This is a genomic window from Planotetraspora kaengkrachanensis, from assembly GCF_016862895.1.
In the GTDB taxonomy this organism is placed as follows: Bacteria; Actinomycetota; Actinomycetes; order Streptosporangiales; family Streptosporangiaceae; genus Planotetraspora; species Planotetraspora kaengkrachanensis.
In genome coordinates this window covers 70,177-87,792 of sequence record NZ_BONV01000026.1, presented here as the reverse complement: position 1 = coordinate 87,792, position 17,616 = coordinate 70,177, and the positions used below count along the sequence as shown (strand labels likewise).

General features: G+C 69.2%; 16 protein-coding genes and 3 tRNA genes. 6 read left to right on the top strand and 13 right to left on the bottom strand.

Annotation, left to right across the window (positions count from 1 at the left end):
• Nucleotide 1 precedes the first annotated feature (1 nt).
• Genes Pka01_RS25450 through Pka01_RS25435 form a run of 4 tightly spaced genes read right to left on the bottom strand, consistent with a single transcriptional unit; the run spans nt 2 to nt 4,255 of the window.
• On the bottom strand, nt 2-1,117 hold the full coding sequence (locus Pka01_RS25450) for a D-alanine--D-alanine ligase family protein (protein WP_203885392.1): 1,116 nt from the start codon (nt 1,115-1,117) through the stop codon (nt 2-4).
• 40 nt (nt 1,118-1,157) lie between these two features.
• Nucleotides 1,158-2,387 (bottom strand): trans-sulfuration enzyme family protein, encoded by a 1,230-nt coding sequence (locus Pka01_RS25445; RefSeq protein ID WP_203885391.1) that lies wholly within the window; start codon nt 2,385-2,387, stop codon nt 1,158-1,160.
• A 5-nt stretch (nt 2,388-2,392) separates the two neighbouring features.
• Nucleotides 2,393-3,421 (bottom strand): NAD(P)H-dependent glycerol-3-phosphate dehydrogenase, encoded by a 1,029-nt coding sequence (locus tag Pka01_RS25440; RefSeq protein WP_373318185.1) that lies wholly within the window; start codon nt 3,419-3,421, stop codon nt 2,393-2,395.
• A gap of 45 nt (nt 3,422-3,466) precedes the next feature.
• The gene (locus Pka01_RS25435; protein ID WP_239115287.1) at nt 3,467-4,255 is read right to left on the bottom strand and encodes a lysophospholipid acyltransferase family protein; all 789 of its coding nucleotides are present in this window, start codon (nt 4,253-4,255) and stop codon (nt 3,467-3,469) included.
• A gap of 146 nt (nt 4,256-4,401) precedes the next feature.
• Here Pka01_RS25435 and cofC point away from each other — a divergent pair, with 146 nt between their 5' ends.
• The gene (gene cofC, locus Pka01_RS25430; protein ID WP_308442277.1) at nt 4,402-5,037 is read left to right on the top strand and encodes a 2-phospho-L-lactate guanylyltransferase; all 636 of its coding nucleotides are present in this window, start codon (nt 4,402-4,404) and stop codon (nt 5,035-5,037) included.
• 453 nt (nt 5,038-5,490) lie between these two features.
• On the opposite strand, the gene Pka01_RS25425 is transcribed toward cofC, so the two are convergent.
• Nucleotides 5,491-6,960 (bottom strand): MFS transporter, encoded by a 1,470-nt coding sequence (locus Pka01_RS25425; protein ID WP_203885388.1) that lies wholly within the window; start codon nt 6,958-6,960, stop codon nt 5,491-5,493.
• 200 nt (nt 6,961-7,160) lie between these two features.
• Here Pka01_RS25425 and Pka01_RS25420 point away from each other — a divergent pair, with 200 nt between their 5' ends.
• Nucleotides 7,161-7,907 (top strand): TetR/AcrR family transcriptional regulator, encoded by a 747-nt coding sequence (locus tag Pka01_RS25420; protein WP_203885387.1) that lies wholly within the window; start codon nt 7,161-7,163, stop codon nt 7,905-7,907.
• 44 nt (nt 7,908-7,951) lie between these two features.
• Nucleotides 7,952-8,173 (top strand): hypothetical protein, encoded by a 222-nt coding sequence (locus Pka01_RS25415; protein WP_203885386.1) that lies wholly within the window; start codon nt 7,952-7,954, stop codon nt 8,171-8,173.
• A gap of 126 nt (nt 8,174-8,299) precedes the next feature.
• Here Pka01_RS25415 and Pka01_RS25410 read toward each other — a convergent pair whose 3' ends face one another.
• From Pka01_RS25410 to leuC, 3 genes are all read right to left on the bottom strand, one after another.
• The gene (locus tag Pka01_RS25410) at nt 8,300-8,599 is read right to left on the bottom strand and encodes an HU family DNA-binding protein (RefSeq protein WP_203885385.1); all 300 of its coding nucleotides are present in this window, start codon (nt 8,597-8,599) and stop codon (nt 8,300-8,302) included.
• Between the two features lie 287 nt (nt 8,600-8,886).
• On the bottom strand, nt 8,887-9,474 hold the full coding sequence (gene leuD / locus Pka01_RS25405; protein WP_203885384.1) for a 3-isopropylmalate dehydratase small subunit: 588 nt from the start codon (nt 9,472-9,474) through the stop codon (nt 8,887-8,889).
• 28 nt (nt 9,475-9,502) lie between these two features.
• The gene (gene leuC / locus Pka01_RS25400) at nt 9,503-10,888 is read right to left on the bottom strand and encodes a 3-isopropylmalate dehydratase large subunit (RefSeq protein WP_203885383.1); all 1,386 of its coding nucleotides are present in this window, start codon (nt 10,886-10,888) and stop codon (nt 9,503-9,505) included.
• A 134-nt stretch (nt 10,889-11,022) separates the two neighbouring features.
• On the opposite strand from leuC, the gene Pka01_RS25395 reads away from it, so the two are divergent.
• Complete coding sequence (locus Pka01_RS25395) at nt 11,023-11,739, top strand: IclR family transcriptional regulator (RefSeq protein ID WP_203885382.1); 717 nt, start codon at nt 11,023-11,025, stop codon at nt 11,737-11,739.
• Nucleotides 11,740-11,775: 36 nt separating this feature from the next.
• On the top strand, nt 11,776-13,470 hold the full coding sequence (locus Pka01_RS25390) for a hypothetical protein (RefSeq protein WP_203885381.1): 1,695 nt from the start codon (nt 11,776-11,778) through the stop codon (nt 13,468-13,470).
• On the opposite strand, the gene Pka01_RS25385 is transcribed toward Pka01_RS25390, so the two are convergent.
• From Pka01_RS25385 to Pka01_RS25365, 5 genes are all read right to left on the bottom strand, one after another.
• On the bottom strand, nt 13,448-13,942 hold the full coding sequence (locus tag Pka01_RS25385) for a PaaI family thioesterase (RefSeq protein WP_203885380.1): 495 nt from the start codon (nt 13,940-13,942) through the stop codon (nt 13,448-13,450). The genes Pka01_RS25390 and Pka01_RS25385 overlap by 23 nt on opposite strands.
• 56 nt (nt 13,943-13,998) lie before the next feature.
• On the bottom strand, nt 13,999-15,006 hold the full coding sequence (locus tag Pka01_RS25380; protein ID WP_203885379.1) for a TlpA disulfide reductase family protein: 1,008 nt from the start codon (nt 15,004-15,006) through the stop codon (nt 13,999-14,001).
• Nucleotides 15,007-15,162: 156 nt separating this feature from the next.
• Nucleotides 15,163-15,235 (bottom strand) — tRNA-Glu (locus Pka01_RS25375).
• Nucleotides 15,236-15,247: 12 nt separating this feature from the next.
• A tRNA-Glu gene (locus Pka01_RS25370) sits at nt 15,248-15,320 on the bottom strand.
• Nucleotides 15,321-15,371: 51 nt separating this feature from the next.
• Nucleotides 15,372-15,443, bottom strand: a tRNA-Gln gene (locus tag Pka01_RS25365).
• Between the two features lie 159 nt (nt 15,444-15,602).
• Between Pka01_RS25365 and Pka01_RS25360 the strand changes: the two genes are divergently transcribed.
• Entirely contained in the window at nt 15,603-17,582 is a 1,980-nt protein-coding gene (locus Pka01_RS25360) for a M3 family metallopeptidase (RefSeq protein WP_203885378.1), read from the top strand.
• The last annotated feature ends 34 nt before the right edge of the window (nt 17,583-17,616 follow it).

Below are 17,616 nucleotides of genomic sequence, written 5' to 3'. Positions count from 1 at the left end.
TCTAGCGCAGTCCCGTCGGCCTGGTGTAGGCGAGCTGGATCAGCCGGTCGACGAGATCGGCGTACGACAGCCCGCTGGCGGCCCACAACTGCGGAGCCACCGAGAGGGACGTGAAGCCGGGCATGGTGTTGATCTCGTTCAGCACGAGCTCGCCCGACGGCGTGTAGAAGAAGTCGACCCGGGACAGCCCCTCGCAGCCCAGCGCCTCGAAGGCCTGTACGGCCATGCCGCGCAGCGCCTCGATCGCCTCCGCGGGGATGTCCGCGGGCACGTCGAGCGCCATCTGGTCGGGGTAGTACTTGGCCTCGAAGTCGAAGAACTCGTGCTCGCCCCTGACCAGCACCTCGCCGGGCATGCTCGCCTGGGCGGGAGCGTCGCCGAGCGACTCGAGCACGGCGCACTCGATCTCCCTGCCGACGATCGCGGCCTCGACGAGCACCTTGGGGTCGTGGGCGCGGGCGAACTCGACGGCCGCCTCGAGGGACTCGACGTCGTGGGCCTTGGAGATGCCCTGAGACGATCCCGCGCGGGCGGGTTTCACGAACACCGGCCAGCCGAGCTCCTCGACCTCCTTGAGGACGCTCGCGCGGTCGGTGCGCCAGGCGCGGTCGGTGACGGTGACGAACGGCCCCACCGGCAACCCGGCCGCCCGCAGAACGAGCTTCATGTACGCCTTGTCCATGCCGACGGCGCTGGCCAGCACCCCGGACCCCACGTACCGCACCCCGGCCATCTCCAGCAACCCCTGGATCGTGCCGTCCTCGCCGAAGGGGCCGTGCATGACGGGGAACACGACGTCGACCTCACCGAGGGACCTCGGGATCTGCCCGGGTTCGAGGGCGACCAGCGAGCCCGACTCGGACGGCAGGGCCAGAGCCGTGCCGGACTCCTCGACAGAGGGCAGGCGGCCCGCCTCGATCGCGTAACTCTGGCTGCCGGAGACCAGCACCCAGCGCCCGTCCTGGGCGATGCCGATGGGGAACACCTCGTACTTTGAGCGGTCGATCGCCTCAAGCACGCTCCCGGCGCCCATAAGGGAGACGGCGTGCTCGGAGTTGCGCCCTCCGAAGACGACCGCCACACGTATACGCGACCGTGATTCGCGAACCTCGTTCATGATGCCCGAATCTACCGCGTCTGGGAGGCAAAACGGCTTGTCAGCCGCGCGCCGTACTGGTCGAACGCAGAGTGTCGAGCGCCTGGGTGACGTCCATGATGAGGTCTTCGGCGTCCTCGAGCCCGATGGAGAAGCGCACGGCTCCCGCGTCGACGCCGGAAAGCGCCTCGTCGGAACGCGCCACTGAAGCGAGATGCGTCACCTTGGTGTGGGTGCCGCCGACGGACGAGGCGATGCCGGCGAGTCGCAGGCCGTCCGCCAGGGTCATGCCCGCCGCATACCCCCCGTGCGGGATCACGGTCAGGCACGCGCCGAACCTGGTGCCCTCGGGACCGGAGTCGAAGACGAGCCGGGCGAGCTGGTGGGCCGGGTGCCCCGGCAGGCCGGGATAGTCGACCCTGCGCACGGCCGGGTGCTTGGCCACGGCGGCGGCGACCTCCATCGCCGTCGCGCACATCCGCCGCACGCGCAGCGTCAGCGTCTCGAGCCCCCGGTGCAGGAGGAAGGCGTCGTCCGGCGAGAGCGCGCCGCCCGTGGCCACCCTGACCTCCCTGATCTGGGACATCAGGTCGTGCCTGCCCACCACCACTCCCCCGGTGCTGTCGTCGTGGCCGCCGAGGTACTTGGTGGCCGAATGGACGACCAGGTCGGCGCCGTGTTCGAGCGGGCGGCACACGACTGGGGTGGCGGTGGAGGAGTCGACGACGAGCAGGGCCCCCGCCTCACGGGCTATCCGGTAGAGACCCCGGATGTCGGCCACCATCATCGTCGGGTGCGCCAGCGCCTCGGCGTACACGATCTTCGTCGTGGACCGCATCGCGGCGTGGACCCGGCGCAGGTCGGAGTAGTCGACGAAGTCCACGGTCACCCCGAAGCGGGACAACACGTCGATCAGCAGCGCGTACGTCCCGCCGTGGACGGGAGCGGGCGCGACGATGTGCGCCCCAGCGCGCAGGAAGGTCAGGAAGACCGTGTTGATCGCGGCCATCCCCGAGGGGAACGCCTCACCCGACACGTCGTCGGGCGCGGCCGCGCCCTCGATGGCGGCCACCCCGGCGGCGAAGGCGGCGACGGTCGGGTTGTCGATCCGGCTGTAGGCGAAGCCCGGCATGCGTCCCGCAAGCACGTCGCCGTACTCACCGGACGACTCGAACTCCCACGCGGCGGTCCGCCACACGGGAAGGCCGATCGGGACCTGCCGGGGCAGCGGAGGCGAGGGCAGATGAACGGCCCGGGTGTTCTCCCCGGGCCGCTTCCGCGATCGCCTCATGGGGTTCACAGACCGTATCGCTCCGGTTTGGGAGTCCGGTTCATCAACAGGAGCGCGGCCTCACTGGGCGACAGACCGTCGTGGACCACCCCCACCACCACCTCGGTGATGGGCATCTCCACGTCATGTTTCCTGGCCAGCTCGAGAACGGACTCGCAGGACTTGACCCCCTCGGCCGTCTGCTTGGTCGCGGCCACGACCTCGGCCAGGGTCATGCCGCGGCCGAGGTTCTCCCCGAAGGTGCGGTTCCTGGACAGGGGCGACGTGCACGTCGCGATCAGGTCGCCCATCCCGGCGAGGCCGGCGAACGTGTGCTGGTCGGCGCCCAGGGCCGCGCCCAGCCGGGCGATCTCGGCGAGCCCGCGGGTGATCAGCGTGGCCCGGATGTTGTCACCGAGGCCCATGCCCGCCGCGACGCCCACGGCCAGCGCGATGACGTTCTTGACCGCGCCGCCGAGCTCGACTCCGACGACGTCGGCGTTCGTGTACGTACGGAACCACGGCAGGTGGCAGGCGTCCTGGAGCCTGCTCGCCACCTCGTCGTCCGTGCAGGCGACGACGGCCGCGGCCGGCTGCCGGCGAGCCAGCTCGGGGACCAGGTTGGGCCCGGAGACCACCGCCACGCGGCTCTCCGGCACCTCGGCCACCTCGCAGATGACCTCGCTCATCCGCTTGCCGGTGCCGAGCTCGACGCCCTTCATCAGGCTGACCAGCACGGCGCCTGGCGGGATGGCGTCCTTCCACTCGGCGAGGTTGCCGCGCAACGTCTGCGCCGGGACGGCGAGGACGACGAAGTCCGCCCCGACCATGGCGGCGACGGGATCGGTCGTGGCCGTCAGCGCCTCGGGCAGCTTCACGCCGGGAAGGTATTCGGGGTTCTCGTGCCGGTCGTTGATCGCGTCGACGACCTCCGCCCGCCTGCCCCACAACGTCGTGTCGGTGCCCGCCTCAGCGAGGATCATCGCGAACGTGGTGCCCCACGAGCCCGTACCGAAGACGACCGCTTTACTCACGGGTCGCTCACCACTCCTCATCGCCCAGGCTCGCGGTCACGTGCCATTCCCTACCGTACGTCGTGCTCAGTCCTGCGCAGCGGTTTTCGGGTCATACGGGACTTCGGGCGCCTTCTCATCCCGGATCTCGGCGAGCAGGCCGGTGACCGCCGCCATGATGTCGGCCGTCGCGTCACGCAGGACCGATCCGCGCAGCGGCTGGCCGGCGTACTTCGACAGGTCAACGGGCGGTCCGGCGACCACGTGGAACGTCTTACGGGGGAACAGCCGGGGCTTCTTCTCGCCGTACGGCAGGAGCTCCTGGGCGCCCCAGTGTGCGATCGGGACCACCGGCACACCCGTCGCGAGGGCGAGCCGGGCCGCGCCCGTCTTGGACGCCATCGGCCACATGTCGGGGTCGCGGGTGATCGTGCCCTCCGGGTAGAACAGGATGCAGCCGCCCGCCCTGAGCCGCTCCTCGGCGGTCTTGAGCGACTGCGTCGCCTCGGTGCTACCGCGGTGGACCGGGATGGCCCGCAGCTGGGAGACCGCGTGACCGAGGAACGGGACCTTGAAGATCCCCGACTTGGCCAAAATGATCGGCCAGCGGCCGGTGTTGTACAGGTAGTGCGAGAGCAGCACCGGGTCCGACCAGGACAGGTGGTTGGCCGCGATGATCAGGCCGCCCTTGCGCGGGATGTTCTCTCCCCCACGCCATCTCCGCCGGACGAACAGCAGCGACAGCGGCTTCACGATCAGGACGGCGAGGAACTCCCAGAAACGCGGCGGGCGTGAGCTGCGCCTCGAAGCGGGTGTCCGAGCCTCGCCGGACGGCGACTGCTCCACCTCACCGGTGGGCTCGCTGGGCTGGCTCACTTCTCCTCCTTCACGGCCGCGTTCCAGCGGCCGCTGAATCAACGTGTGTCGCGTCGCGCACCGGGGCACCTGGTCTCCAAGTCACCGCGCGCGGCTCAAGTCTCCCGGCTGCGTCGCCGGAATGTCGAGGCGGGATGCTTAAGGTTATGCAGCTCGCTCGATGGTCCATCGTGGTGCCGGTCAAGACTCTCATCCGGGCCAAGACCCGGCTGGCCGGAGCGGCCGGGCCGTACCGGGCCGATCTGGCCGTGGCCGTCGCGAGCGACACGGTGGCGGCCGCGCTGGCGTGTCGCCGCGTGGCGCGCGTCGTGGTGGTGACCGCCGACCCGGTGCCTGCGGAACGGCTCGCCGCGCTCGGCGCGCATGTGGTGGACGACCCGGACAGGGGCCTCAACGCCGCGTTACGCGTGGGCGCGGCGGAAGCGGTACGGCTGGCGGCGGGCGACGCCGTGGGCGCCCTTCAGGCGGATCTGCCGGCGTTGCGCCCGCTGGAGCTGGAGAAGGTGCTGACGGCGGCGCTGGAGTTCGACGAGTCCTTTGTGCCGGACGCCGCCGAGGTGGGGACCACCTTCTACGGCGTGCGGCCGGGGATCGCGTTCCAGCCGCGGTTCGGGGGCGAGTCGAGAGCCAGGCATCTGTCGGGCGGGGCGAAGGAGCTGACGCTGGAGGCGATCCCCTCGGTACGGACGGACGTCGACACGGTCGAGGATCTCAAGGAGGCCGAGGCCCTCGGCCTGGGCCCCGCCACCGCCCGGATCGCCCCCCACATCCTCCCCTCCTGACCTCCTCCCCTCCCGACCTTGCCGTGATCATGCATAGGTTCGCGGTGCGGCCCCCCGACCAGCCAACCCCTCTGGCGTGATCATGCACGCATTCGTGGATCGCCGACCTGGCCTGGCCCGTCTTTATTCGTGATCATGCACAGGTTCGCGATCAATGGGGTCGACCAGCAGAAACATCCGACGTGATCATGCACACATTCGCATGTCGAGCCATAGGCGGCGAGCATGCCGTACATCGACCGACGCCGTGAGCGCGATCACGCGAGAGACCTCTCTGCATGATCACGCTCGACGACTTGCCAGGCAGGCCCACCCGCCAGCGAATCCGTGCATGATCACGAACGAAGGATCCGCAGGTCGAGACCGCCGCGCGCGAACCTGTGCATGATCACGCGCGGGGGCTTGGCAGGTGGGGCGGCCTCACCACGAACCTGTGCATGATCACCCCAACGGTCAGTCCAGGGATGGGGTGGGTTCCTCTCTGGCCTGCTTGGGGAGGAGGAAGGCCACCGCGTACGTCACGACGAGCATTCCCGCCACCACCCACAACGTGATCTTCATGGCGTGGTCGAACGTCGCGCCGCTGGGAACGGAGCCCAGCAGGTCGAAGAAGATCGTGCCGAGCAGCGCCACACCGAAGGCGTTGCCCAACTGCTGGACGGCCGTGAGCGTGCCGGACGCCGACCCGGTCTCGTGCTGCTCGACTCCCGCGAGGACGATGTCGAAGAAGGGGGCCATCAGCAGGCCCATTCCCACGCCGCTCACGACCAGAGCCGGCACGAGCTGCCACGGGGTGACCCCGAGCCCGGCGGAGCTCACGGTGAACAGCACGGCGAGCACGCCGACAGTCATGATCAAGGTGCCTCCGTGCAGCACCTTGCGCCCGAACCTCTGTACGGCCTGGGCGATACCGAAGCCGACGATCATGCCTGCCGACCAGGGCACCATCGTGAGACCGGCCTTCAGGGAGGAGTAGCCCAGCCCGATCTGGGTGTAGAGGTTGAAGACCAGCATGAAGCCGGCCATGCCCGAGAAGAAGACGGCGCCCGTGAGCAGGCCGCCCGTGAAGGCCCGCTTGCGGAACAGACTGGGGACGATCAGCGGGTCGCCGCCCTGACGGCTCCTGCGCGACTCGAACCAGCCGAACGCCGCGAAGACGACGGCCGAGGCGGCGAGCATGACGAACGTCCACGCGGGCCAGTCGTTCTCGCGCCCCTGGACCAGCGGGTAGATCACCAGGAATCCGCCGAGCGAGGCGAGGATGATTCCGGGGAAGTCGAGCCTGAGGGGATGCGGCGAACGCGACTCGGGGAGGAACCGCGCCCCGGCGAGCAACGCGGCGGCGCCGAGGGGCAGGTTGATGAGGAAGATCATGCGCCAGCCGGTGCCGAAGTAGTCGGCCTCGACCAGCCAGCCCGCCAGGATCGGACCGCCGACGGCGGAAAGACCCATGATCGGGCCGAACATCCCGAAGGCGGCCTGCATCTCCTTCGGCGGGAACATCTCCTTGATCATCCCCAGACCCTGGGGAAGCATCACCGCGCCGAACACGCCCTGCATGACACGGGCGCCGATCAGCATCTCGGGCGACTGCGCGACGGCGCAGGCCAGTGATCCCAAGGTGAATCCGGCGGCGCCGATCAGGAACATCCGTTTGCGCCCGAAGATGTCGCCCAGTCGGCCTCCGGTGATCAGGCCCACGGCCATCGACAACGTGTACGCGGCACCCAGCCACTGGATCGTCGCGGGTGTGCCGCCGAGGTCGGCGCGCATGGTGGGCGCGGCGATGTTGGTGACCATGGCGTCGAGCAGGTCCATGACCTCCGCGGCCAGGATCACGAACAGGGCCACCCAGCGCCACCTGTACGGCGTGGCCTCACCGGCCGGGGCCGCGGAGGCCTTCACGTCGGCGGAATTGACCATCACTCCTCCTGAGTGCGTGGGAGAACAGTGTTCACAAGTTACTGAGCACCGTTCTACTATCGAACAGTGCTCATTTACAAGTTCGGCGTTCTCACGATATATCTCAAGACAGAGCAAGACAAGATATATCGCAAAAGGGGTCGCTGTTCGCCGACGCCGAGCGCCGTTCCATACGATGGGCGCGACAGCGGGAGGACCTCATGAGCCAGCAGGACGACGTGCCCACAGCGCCGTGGGAGCGTCCGCGCAGACGCCAGGCTCCGGCCAGGATCCCTCTCACCAGGGAGCGGATCGTCGAAGCCGCGTTCGTCGTCCTCGACAGAGACGGTTACGACAAGCTGAGCATGCGCCAGGTGGCGGCGGAGCTCGGCGTCGCCGTGTCGGCGCTGTACGTGCACGTCGACGACAAGGACGAGCTGCTCCAGCTGATGTACAACCGGCTGTTCGACGACGTGCAGTTGCCGGAGCCCGATCCGGAGACGTGGCAGGAACAGATCAAGGACTTCGCGCGGGACGGCCGTCAGCGCCTGCTGCGCCACCGCGACATGGCCAGGATCTCGATGCAGCACGTCCCGTTCACCGCGGAGTTGCTCCCCCACGTGGAGAGGCTCTTCGCCATCCTGCGGGCGGGCGGTCTACCCGACCGGGTGACGGCGATCGCGGGCGACCTGCTCTCGACGTACATGGAGGGCTTCACCCTCGAGGAGAGCATGTGGAAGGAGCGCATGAAGGACTCCTCGTGGACCGTGATCGGCGCCCAGCTGGAGAACTACTTCGCCTCGCTGCCGCCTGACCGTTTCCCGAACCTGGTCGCCCTATCCGACCTGATGGTGGGCGAGACCAACGACTACCGGTTCGAGCTGGGCCTCGACATCATCGTCCGGGGCCTCGCGTCATACGGCCCCCCGTCCGGCTACGAAGACAAGGCCGAGGACGAGGCCTCCTGACCGAGCCGTGCTGACAGGCGAGGCATCGTGAGTAGTCTGATCATGTGCAGGCCACAGTGAAGACCTTCGACGGCGCCACCCGCTCGGGATCGGTTTTCCTCGACGACGGAACGGAGATCCCGTTCGACGCCGACGCGTTCGACGCCGGGCCGTTGCGGCACCTGCGGTCCGGGCAGCGGGTCAACATCATCATGACCGGCGAGCGGATCACCTACGTGACGCTCTCCACGTTTCCGCTCCCTCAGCCCGGCCCTGATTCGGCCTGAGCCCGCAGACGACAGCCGGCAACAGCCGACGACGAAGCCGGGCAACGAAGCCCGGGCGGCGGAAAATGAAACGGCGCCCGGAATGGCCGGACGCCGTTTCATGGCTCTGAATGTGATGCCGCCGGGCTACCTCTTCTTCGCGGACGCCTTGCCGCCGGCGTTGACCTGGTCGCGGAAGTCCGCTCCCGGGCGGAACTTCGGCGCCCAGCTCTCCGCCACCTTGATCGGGTCGCCGGTCGAAGGGTTGCGCGCCGTGCGGGCGGGCTTGTGCACCATCTCAAAAGCGCCGAAGCCGGTGATCGAAACCTTGTCACCACTTGCGACGGCCTGCTGGATCGCCTCGAGCACCGCGTTGACGGCCTCCGTGGCCGTCTTCCGGTCACCTACACGGTCGATGATCGCGTCGACGAGTTCTTTTTTGTTCATTGGTTTCCTCCCCCTTACGCGCTTGAAATTAGGGGACGAGGGCGCGGGACTCAATCACCGGGGGGCATGTTTCGCCTGCTCGGCGTGTCGAATGCGCCGTCCAGACAGGCGATGAAGGCGTCCGGCCGGGCGGGCCGCATGGGCTATGTCCCGATATGCCACGTCACAGATGGCGAGCACCGTCCAGTCGGCGCTCCGCTTCTCCTGTGGTAAGGCTAACCCGCCGGCACGGCGCCGCGCATCACGCAGTCGCCGTGCCAGCAGGCAATATGCGGCCTGAAGATCGTTCAGACGGTGGTCGGCAGCCACCCCTGGCGGCCGCTCTCGTACTCCGCGATGTCGTCCTTGTGACGCAGGGTGAGCCCGATGTCGTCGAGCCCCTCCGTCAGGCGCCAGCGCGTGTAGTCGTCGATCTCGAAATCCGCCACCAGGTCGCCGAGCCGTACCTGCCGCTCGACGAGGTCCACGGTCACCTCGGCGGCCGGGTCCGCCTCGACCGCGGCCTGGATGCGCTCGACGACGTCGGCGGGGAGGACGACCGGCAGCAGGCCCATCTTCGTGGAGTTGTTCCTGAAGATGTCGCCGAACCTCGCGGCGATGACGACGCGGAAGCCGTACTGCTGGAGCGCCCAGACGGCGTGCTCGCGCGAGGAGCCGGTGCCGAAGTCGGGGCCGGAGACGAGGATCGAGGCGCCCTCGTACGCGGGGTCGTTCAGAACGAAGGCCGGGTCCTCACGCCAGGCGGAGAACAGGCCGTTCTCGAAGCCGGTACGGCTGACCTGCTTGAGCCAGACGGCCGGGATGATCTGGTCGGTGTCGACGTTGCTGCGGCGCAGCGGCACGGCCCGGCCGGTGTGAGTGGTGAAGGCGTCCATAGGTGGTCTCTCCTGGAAACGGGCCTGGTCAGAGGTCGGCGGGGGCGGTGAGCCTGCCGGTGACGGCGGTCGCGGCGGCGACCTGCGGCGACACCAGGTGGGTGCGTCCGCCCTTGCCCTGGCGACCCTCGAAGTTGCGGTTGGAGGTCGAGGCGCTGCGCTCCCCCGGCTTGAGCGTGTCGGGGTTCATGCCGAGGCACATCGAGCAGCCGGCCTCACGCCACTCGGCGCCGGCGGCCTTGAACACCTCGTGCAGGCCTTCCTCCTCGGCGGCCCTCTTCACCTGCATCGAGCCCGGGACGATCAGCGTGCGGGTCACCACCGTACGGCCGCGCAGGATGTCGGCCGCGGCCCGCAGGTCCTCGATCCTGCCGTTGGTGCAGGACCCGACGAAGACGGTGTCGACCTCGACGTCCCGGAGCCGCGTCCCGGCGGCCAGCCCCATGTACTCGAGCGCCCGCTCCGCGGCGGACCGCTGGACCGGGTCCGTGAAATCCTCGGGCGAGGGTACGGCGGAGCCGATCGGAGCTCCCTGGCCCGGGTTGGTCCCCCACGTGACGAAGGGCGTCAGCGTCGAGGCGTCGATGTGCACGACCTTGTCGAACTCGGCGTCGTCGTCGGTGCGCAGGCTCTTCCAGTACTCGACGGCCTCGTCCCACGCCGCCCCCGTGGGGGCGTGGGGGCGTCCGCGCAGGTACTCGAACGTCGTCTCGTCCGGCGCGATCATCCCGGCCCTGGCCCCGGCCTCGATCGACATGTTGCAGACCGTCATTCGGCCCTCCATCGAGAGCCTGCGCACGGCCTCGCCGCGGTACTCGACGATGTAGCCCTGGCCGCCGCCCGTGCCGATCTGGGCGATGATGGCGAGGATCAGGTCCTTGGCCGTCACGCCGACCGGCAACTCGCCGGAGACCTCGATCGCCATCGTCTTGGGACGGTAGGCGGGCAGGGTCTGGGTGGCCAGCACGTGCTCCACCTCGGAGGTGCCGATGCCGAAGGCCAGCGCCCCGAACGCGCCGTGCGTGGAGGTGTGGGAGTCGCCGCAGACGACCGTCATGCCGGGCTGCGTGAGGCCGAACTGCGGGCCGATGATGTGCACGACGCCCTGCCCCGCGTCCCCCATGGGGTGGAGGCGGATGCCGAACTCGGCGGTGTTCTTGCGCAGGGTCTCGACCTGGGTGCGGGAGACCACGTCGGCGATGGGGCCGAGCACGGTCGGGACGTTGTGGTCCTCGGTGGCGATCGTGAGGTCGGGACGGCGCACCGTCCGGCCGCTGAGACGCAGACCGTCGAAGGCCTGCGGGCTGGTCACCTCGTGGACGAGGTGCAGGTCGATGTAGAGCAGGTCGGGCTCGCCTTCTGCACGGCGGACGACATGCTTCTCCCAGACTTTCTCAGCCAGTGTGCGGCCCATGATTGTGATCGCCTCCTTGCGCTCAACCCCGAAATCTCTGATGATGAGACGGAAATATCGGGATATGGACACTGTACCCGCTGCACCCCAAGATTGGGTTTGCATCTCGGATACCGAGACGGCAGTATCGGGGTATGGACAACTCTAGCGGGGTCGGAGTACTCGACAAGGCGGTTCTGGTACTCAACGCGCTGGAGGCGGGCCCCGCTTCCCTCGCACAACTCGTCCAGGCGACCGGCCTGGCCAGGCCCACGGCTCACCGGCTCGCGGTGGCACTCGAACACCATCGCATCGTCTCCCGCGACACTCAGGGGCGGTTCGTGCTGGGACCGCGGTTGTCGGAGTTGTCCACCGCCGCGGGCGAGGACCGGCTGCTCGCGGTCGCAGGACCCGTCCTGATCCACCTCCGCGACCTCACCGGGGAGAGCGCCCAGCTCTACCGCCGCCAGGGCGACGAGCGCGTCTGCGTCGCCGCCGCCGAGCGGGCGAGCGGCCTGCGGGACACGGTTCCCGTCGGGTCCGCGCTCCCGATGACCGCCGGGTCCGCGGCGCAGATACTGCTCGCCTGGGAGGAGCCCGACCGGCTGCACCGCGGGCTGCGCGGAGCGAAGTTCACCGCCGCCACCCTCGCGAGCGTGCGCAGGCGGGGCTGGGCCCACAGCGTCGGCGAGCGCGAGCAGGGCGTGGCCAGCGTCTCCGCCCCCATCCGCGGCACCGGCGGCAAGGTGATCGCGGCCGTGTCGGTCTCGGGGCCGATCGAGCGCCTCACCCGCACGCCGGGCCGCATGCACGCCGCCCCCGTCGTGGCCGCGGCCGAGAGGATCACCGAGGCGATGCGGCGGGCCAACTGATTAGAGAGCTGGGGCCGTTGGCCCTAGGCTGGCGGGGTGACAGATCGCATCGAGGCAGCCGCCGCTGAACTGCGTCCCCTGCTCCAAGAATTCATCCTCTGGGCGCCGGCCAACGCACCGGACAGCGACCCTGACCTCGTTGGCCCGGCAGCGTTGTGGCACCGCCTGGACGTCAAGGGCGACGTCGGGCTGTGGAAGCGGCAGGATCTGCGCGGCCTGCTTCTGGAGCGGATGCCCCAGGCGGTCGAGGATCCCGACGCCGCCGCGGACGGCATGGTGCCCGCACTCCGGGCGTACCTGACCTTCTTGTCCTCGACCGGCCGCCTGTCGGCCGGCTCCGACCCGCTCGAGGGCCTCCTGGAGGAGCTCGACGAACTCGAGGACGACTTCGTCGACGCGATGGAGGACGCGCTCGCCGAGCGCGACTGGGACGAGGAGGAGGACGAGCTCGACGAGGACGAGAGCCTCGGCGACTTCGAGCCGTTCGCCGACGAGATCTCCGACCTTCCCACCATCCGGCTGCGGCCGGACTCCGAGCTCGCCGCGGCCGCCCGCGGGGTCACGCTCGTCGGCCAGGCGCGCGATCTGGCGCTGTGGGTCGGCACGGGCCGCAAGGTGGGCGAGGAGAACCTGCTCAGCGACGAGGAGGTCCGCGACGCCGTCAAGGCGCTCGGCCTGTCCGAGCCGCAGGCCCTCTGGAACATCTGGAACCTCGCCATCGACCTGGAGTTCCTCGCTCCCGACGGCGACGACACCGTGAGCGTCGACTCCGACACCGCGGCCTGGCCGTTCGAGGACGACGAGGACGCCCTGGACGTCTGGATGCTGGGCCTCCACTCGATCGACTACGGCGACCCCGAGCTCGATGACGACGACCTCACGCTGGCGCTTTCCGGGCTCACCCGGGCGCTGCTGATCAGGGTCCTGCTCAACGGCGGCAGCCGTTCACTCGACGAGCTGCGCGGCGAACTGGCCGAGGCGACCGCGGAGTACGACGATCTCGGCGCGGACGCCTGGGCCGCCGCGGTCGACCCGCTCGCCCCGGTCGTCGCCTGGCTCACCGGCTATGGAATGGTCACCGTCGAGGACGGCGACGTCAGGCTGACGCCGCTCGGCACCGAGGGCGTCGTCCACATGATCGACGAGGCGGACATCGAGGTGGACGCCCGTCCGGCGATCGACGCGATGACGGCACTCGATCTGCTGTCGTTCAGCGCCGACCTGCCGGAGGACGAGGCCGACGCCGAGTTCGCCGCCTGGATGGCCCTGCGCGACCCCGGCCGCGCGGCCGCCGAGCTCCTCGAGGCCGCCGCGGAGGACGAGGCCGACGCCCTCATCCGGGTCCAGGCCGCCAGCCTGGTGGGCTCCCTCGGCGATGCGGCCGTCCCGGCCTGGCGTGAGGCGCTCGAGGAGCCCTCGCTCCGGCCGTACGCCGCGACCCACCTCGCCCAGCTCGACGCCGAGGACGCCCTGGAGCCCACCCAGGCGGACACGCACTGGCTGATCCTCGACATGTGGACGATCTCGGCGGGTCTCGGCCGCAGCGAGTTCGTGAGCAGCCTGCACGACATCGGCCCGGCGGAGACGATCATCGGGCTGCTCGACGTGATCTGGAAGGTCCGTCACCCGCACCTGGAGGAACTGCTGGAGGCCGTGGGCGACGCCCACCCGGATCCGCAGGTGGGCAAGGCCGCCAAGCGCGCCCTGTTCAAGGCGCGATCGGGAAGATAGCGCAGGCCGTCGTGCCGTGGGCGTAGAGCTTGCCGTCGTTCACGCCCACGAGCCGCGCCTCCGCGGTGGCGGTCGTCCGTCCGACGTGCACGGTGTTCGCCTCACAGCGGAGGATTCCGGTGTGGGCGAACGCCGGCCGGGTCATGTGGACCCCCAGCTGCGTGGTGGTGTAGCCGAACCCCGCCGTCAGGCGGGTCATCACCGCGCAGCCGAGAGCCGAGTCGAGCAGGGTGGCGTAGTAGCCGCCGTGGATCGAGCCCAGCGGGTTGTAGAGGTGTTCACCGGGCTCCCCTTCGAAGATCGCCTTGCCCGGCTCGACGTGAACCAGGGTGAAGCCGAGGGTGCCGGCGATCGGCGGGGGCGGGATCTCGCCGTCGATCAGCGCGCGGAGGAAGTCCAGCCCGCTGAGCTCTCCGGTGGGCGGCGTCGGCGGAACCCAGGAGTGCGTGCGCGAGTTGATGGTCGTCGTCATGAGTCTGATTTTGGAACCCAGATGGCGTTGAACGCAATCTCGCGCGGGAGGTTCCGTCAGGCGCCGGCCTGCGCGGCCTGCCGCCCTCTCGACCAGTCCGGCAGCGGGCGGTAGAGGGGGACGCCTCCGGCCTCCAGTTCGTCTCTGAGCCTGAAGTACTCGTCGCCGAAGGGGTCGACGCCGCTCAGCGGCATCAGGCTTCGTCGTACGGCCACATCGTGCGGGGCGAGCTCCGCCGCCAGGCGGGCATGTCCCCCCGCGGGAGCCGTACGTCCACGGCGGAACAGCCAGGCGGCCAGGCGCGCGTGCAGCCGCGCGCGGCGCTCCTCCTCCGTCGGGATCCGCAGATGCTCCCGTACGGCCTCCCGCGTCAGGCCGGACTCCCCGTCGATGGCCCACCTCCGCAGGGCCTTCTTGGCGTCCTCGGACGACAGGCCGTTCATCTCACGGAACGTGTCCGTCGCGGTCATGGTGTCCTGCGGCCGGGCGATCCGGCCCTCCTCGTCGACCCAGACGACGGTCGGCACGTTGACGACGTTGTAGAGCTCCGCCACCGAGCCCTCGGCGTCGACCAGCGACGGATGCCTCAGGCCCTCGATCCACGGCCGGGCGTCCTCCGGATTCCGGTCGAGGGAGACGCTCACCACGGTCAGCCCGTACGGCGAGAGCTCGTCGTGGAGCTCGTCCCACGCGGCCAGGTCGTAGCGGCAACCGCACCAGGAGGCCCAGAAGACGAGCGCGATCTTGCTGCCTCGCGCCTCACTGAGCGAGAAGCCGTCGAGCCTGAAATCCGGCGCCTCGTCCGGGCCGAGCCTCTGGGCGTCGCCCACCGCGATCAGGCGCTCGTCCGGGTCGACGACGGCCGCCCTGCCGAGCAGCCCGGCGAACCCGGCGAGATCGACGCCGTCCGGCGTCTCGGCCTCGGCCGCACGGAAGGCCGGGATGCACGCGTCCCCCCGGCACCAGCCGTGCGGCTTGCGCTCCCATCCGAAGATCGGCCGACCATGGGGAACCACCGGACCCTCGACCTGTTCCTCCCGGCCGTCCATCAGCAACGTGTACATGGGCACCTCCATTGGATAGCTACGCTCTCCAATTATTGGATAGTGTCGCTGTCCAGTCAATCGCGAAGAACGAGAGAGCGTGGAGGAGCATCGAGAAAGCGCCCAGAAACGGCGAAAACCCCCGGACGAAGTGTCCGAGGGTTCTACCCGAGTTTGTAGCCCCGACCGGATTCGAACCGGCGCTACCGCCTTGAGAGGGCGGCGTCCTAGGCCACTAGACGACGGAGCCTTGCGCAGTGAGTAGTCCCGAGCGGATTCGAACCGCCGCTACCGCCTTGAGAGGGCGGCGTCCTGGGCCACTAGACGACGGGACCTTCGCACTGCACTTCTATCTATCCAGCAGAATCCCATACGGGGGGATCCAGCTGGGGTACCAGGACTCGAACCTAGACTAGCTGAACCAGAATCAGCCGGGCTGCCAATTACCCCATACCCCATCTGCTCGCGAACCCCTTGGGCCGCTTGCGACTCCGAAAGAATAGCCCAGCTTCGCACCCATCACCAAAACGATTGCCGCGCGTCCCGCGATCACGGCGTGAGCTTGACGTATGCGAGGCTGGGACCACACGCCAGCACCATGTGAGGAGTCGTCGCCGATGACGCCGGACGCCAATCCCTTCCTGAGCCCCAGCCCGCTCCCCTACCTGTTGCCTCCCTTCCAGGAGATCGAGGAGGAGCACTACGCGCCGGCGTTCGAGCAGGGCATGGCGGAGCACCTCGCCGAGATCGAGGAGATCACCGGCAATCCCGAGCCGCCCACGTTCGAGAACACCATCGAGGCCCTCGAGCGCTCAGGAGACCTCCTCGACCGGGTCTCCACGGTCTTCTTCAACCAGGTGTCCTCGGACGCGACCCCGGGCGTCCAGGAGATCCAGAAGGACGTCACGCCCAGGCTGGCCGCGCACGCCGACGCCGTGCACCTCGACGCGAAGCTCTTCGCCCGCATCCAGGCGGTCGAGGCGGCCGACGACGAGCAGCGCTGGCTGCTCGATCGTTATCTCACGGACTTCACGCGAGCGGGAGCCGTCCTCGGCCAGGAGGACCAGCAGCGCCTCAAGCGGATCAACGAGCGGCTCTCCACCCTGGCGACGACGTTCCAGCAGAACCTGCTCGCCGACACCAACGCGCGGGCCGTGATCGTCGACGACGTCTCCGAACTCGACGGGCTGTCGGCCGACGCGGTTCAGGGGCTGCGGGAGACCGCGAAGGAGCGCGGCCTCGACGGCAGGTACCTGGTGACGCTCGTGCTGCCGACCAGCCAGCCGTCCCTGACTGAGCTGACCGACCGGGCGCTCCGGCAGCGGATCCACGAGGCGTCCACCGGACGCGGCGCCGCGAACGCCGAGCTGATCACCGAGATCGCCGCCCTGCGGCAGGAGCGGGCGACCCTGCTCGGGTACCGGAACCACGCGGAGTACGTCCTGGCCGACCAGACGGCCAAGACCGCCCAGGCCGTCACGGACATGCTCGACCGGCTCGTCCCCCCGGCCGTCTCGAACGCCCGCAAGGAGCAGTCGGATCTCGAGGAGATCGCCGGACACGCCGTACAGCCGTGGGACTGGCAGTTCTACGCCGAGAAGGTCAGGAAGGCGCGCTACGACATCGACAGCGCCCGGATGCGGCCGTACTTCGAGCTGAACACCGTCCTGGAGAAGGGCGTCTTCCACGCCGCGACCCGCCTGTACGGCATCACCTTCACCGAGCGCACCGATCTGCACGGATACCACCCCGACGTCCGGGTCTTCGAGGTCTTCAACGAGGACGGCACGCCGCTCGGCCTGTTCCTCGGCGACTTCCACTCCCGGGCGTCCAAGCGGGGCGGGGCGTGGATGAACAGCCTGGTCAAGCAGTCGAGCCTCCTCGGCACCGGGCCGGTCGTCGTCAACAACCTCAACATCGTCAAGGGCGAGCCGACCCTGATGACGTTCGACGAGGTCAACACGATGTTCCACGAGTTCGGGCACGCCCTGCACGCTCTGTTCTCCGACGTCCGCTTTCCTCGCTTCTCGGGGACGGCGGTGCCGCGGGACTTCGTGGAGTACCCGTCGCAGGTCAACGAGATGTGGGCGACCGACCCGGAGATCCTGGCGAACTACGCGAAGCACTACGAGACCGGCGAGCCGATGCCGCAGGAGCTCGTGGACCGCATGCTCGAGGCGCAGAAGTTCAACCAGGGGTTCGCCACCGTCGAGTACCTGGCCGCCACCCTGCTCGACTGGGCGTGGCACACGGACTATGCGGACGGCGACGCGGAGCGGTTCGAGGCGGAGGCGCTGAAGCGCGCCGGAGTCGACCTCGCGGCCGTCCCGCCCCGCTACCGGAGCACCTACTTCGCCCACATCTGGGCGAGCGGCTACAGCGCCGGCTACTACTCCTACATCTGGAGCGAGGTCCTCGACGCCGACACGGTGGAGTGGTTCAAGGAGAACGGCGGCCTGCGGCGTGAGAACGGCGACACGTTCCGGCGGGAGCTGCTCTCGAAGGGCGGCAGCGTCGACGCGCTCACGGCCTTCCGCAACTTCCGCGGCCGGGATCCGGAGATCACTCCCCTCCTCACCCGCCGCGGCCTCCTGTGACCCCCGTGGGGCGCCTTCCAGAGGCGCCCCACGA

Coding starts and splice junctions, on each gene's coding strand:
- Pka01_RS25385 (WP_203885380.1), bottom strand. CDS start 13,942: ATGACGACGACCATCAACTCGCGCACGCACTCCTGGGTTCCGCCGACG.
- Pka01_RS25360 (WP_203885378.1), top strand. CDS start 15,603: ATGACGCCGGACGCCAATCCCTTCCTGAGCCCCAGCCCGCTCCCCTAC.
- Pka01_RS25450 (WP_203885392.1), bottom strand. CDS start 1,117: ATGAACGAGGTTCGCGAATCACGGTCGCGTATACGTGTGGCGGTCGTC.
- cofC (WP_308442277.1), top strand. CDS start 4,402: ATGCAGCTCGCTCGATGGTCCATCGTGGTGCCGGTCAAGACTCTCATC.
- Pka01_RS25420 (WP_203885387.1), top strand. CDS start 7,161: ATGAGCCAGCAGGACGACGTGCCCACAGCGCCGTGGGAGCGTCCGCGC.
- leuC (WP_203885383.1), bottom strand. CDS start 10,888: ATGGGCCGCACACTGGCTGAGAAAGTCTGGGAGAAGCATGTCGTCCGC.
- Pka01_RS25395 (WP_203885382.1), top strand. CDS start 11,023: ATGGACAACTCTAGCGGGGTCGGAGTACTCGACAAGGCGGTTCTGGTA.
- Pka01_RS25425 (WP_203885388.1), bottom strand. CDS start 6,960: ATGGTCAATTCCGCCGACGTGAAGGCCTCCGCGGCCCCGGCCGGTGAG.
- Pka01_RS25440 (WP_373318185.1), bottom strand. CDS start 3,421: ATGAGGAGTGGTGAGCGACCCGTGAGTAAAGCGGTCGTCTTCGGTACG.
- Pka01_RS25445 (WP_203885391.1), bottom strand. CDS start 2,387: ATGAGGCGATCGCGGAAGCGGCCCGGGGAGAACACCCGGGCCGTTCAT.
- Pka01_RS25380 (WP_203885379.1), bottom strand. CDS start 15,006: ATGTACACGTTGCTGATGGACGGCCGGGAGGAACAGGTCGAGGGTCCG.
- Pka01_RS25410 (WP_203885385.1), bottom strand. CDS start 8,599: ATGAACAAAAAAGAACTCGTCGACGCGATCATCGACCGTGTAGGTGAC.
- leuD (WP_203885384.1), bottom strand. CDS start 9,474: ATGGACGCCTTCACCACTCACACCGGCCGGGCCGTGCCGCTGCGCCGC.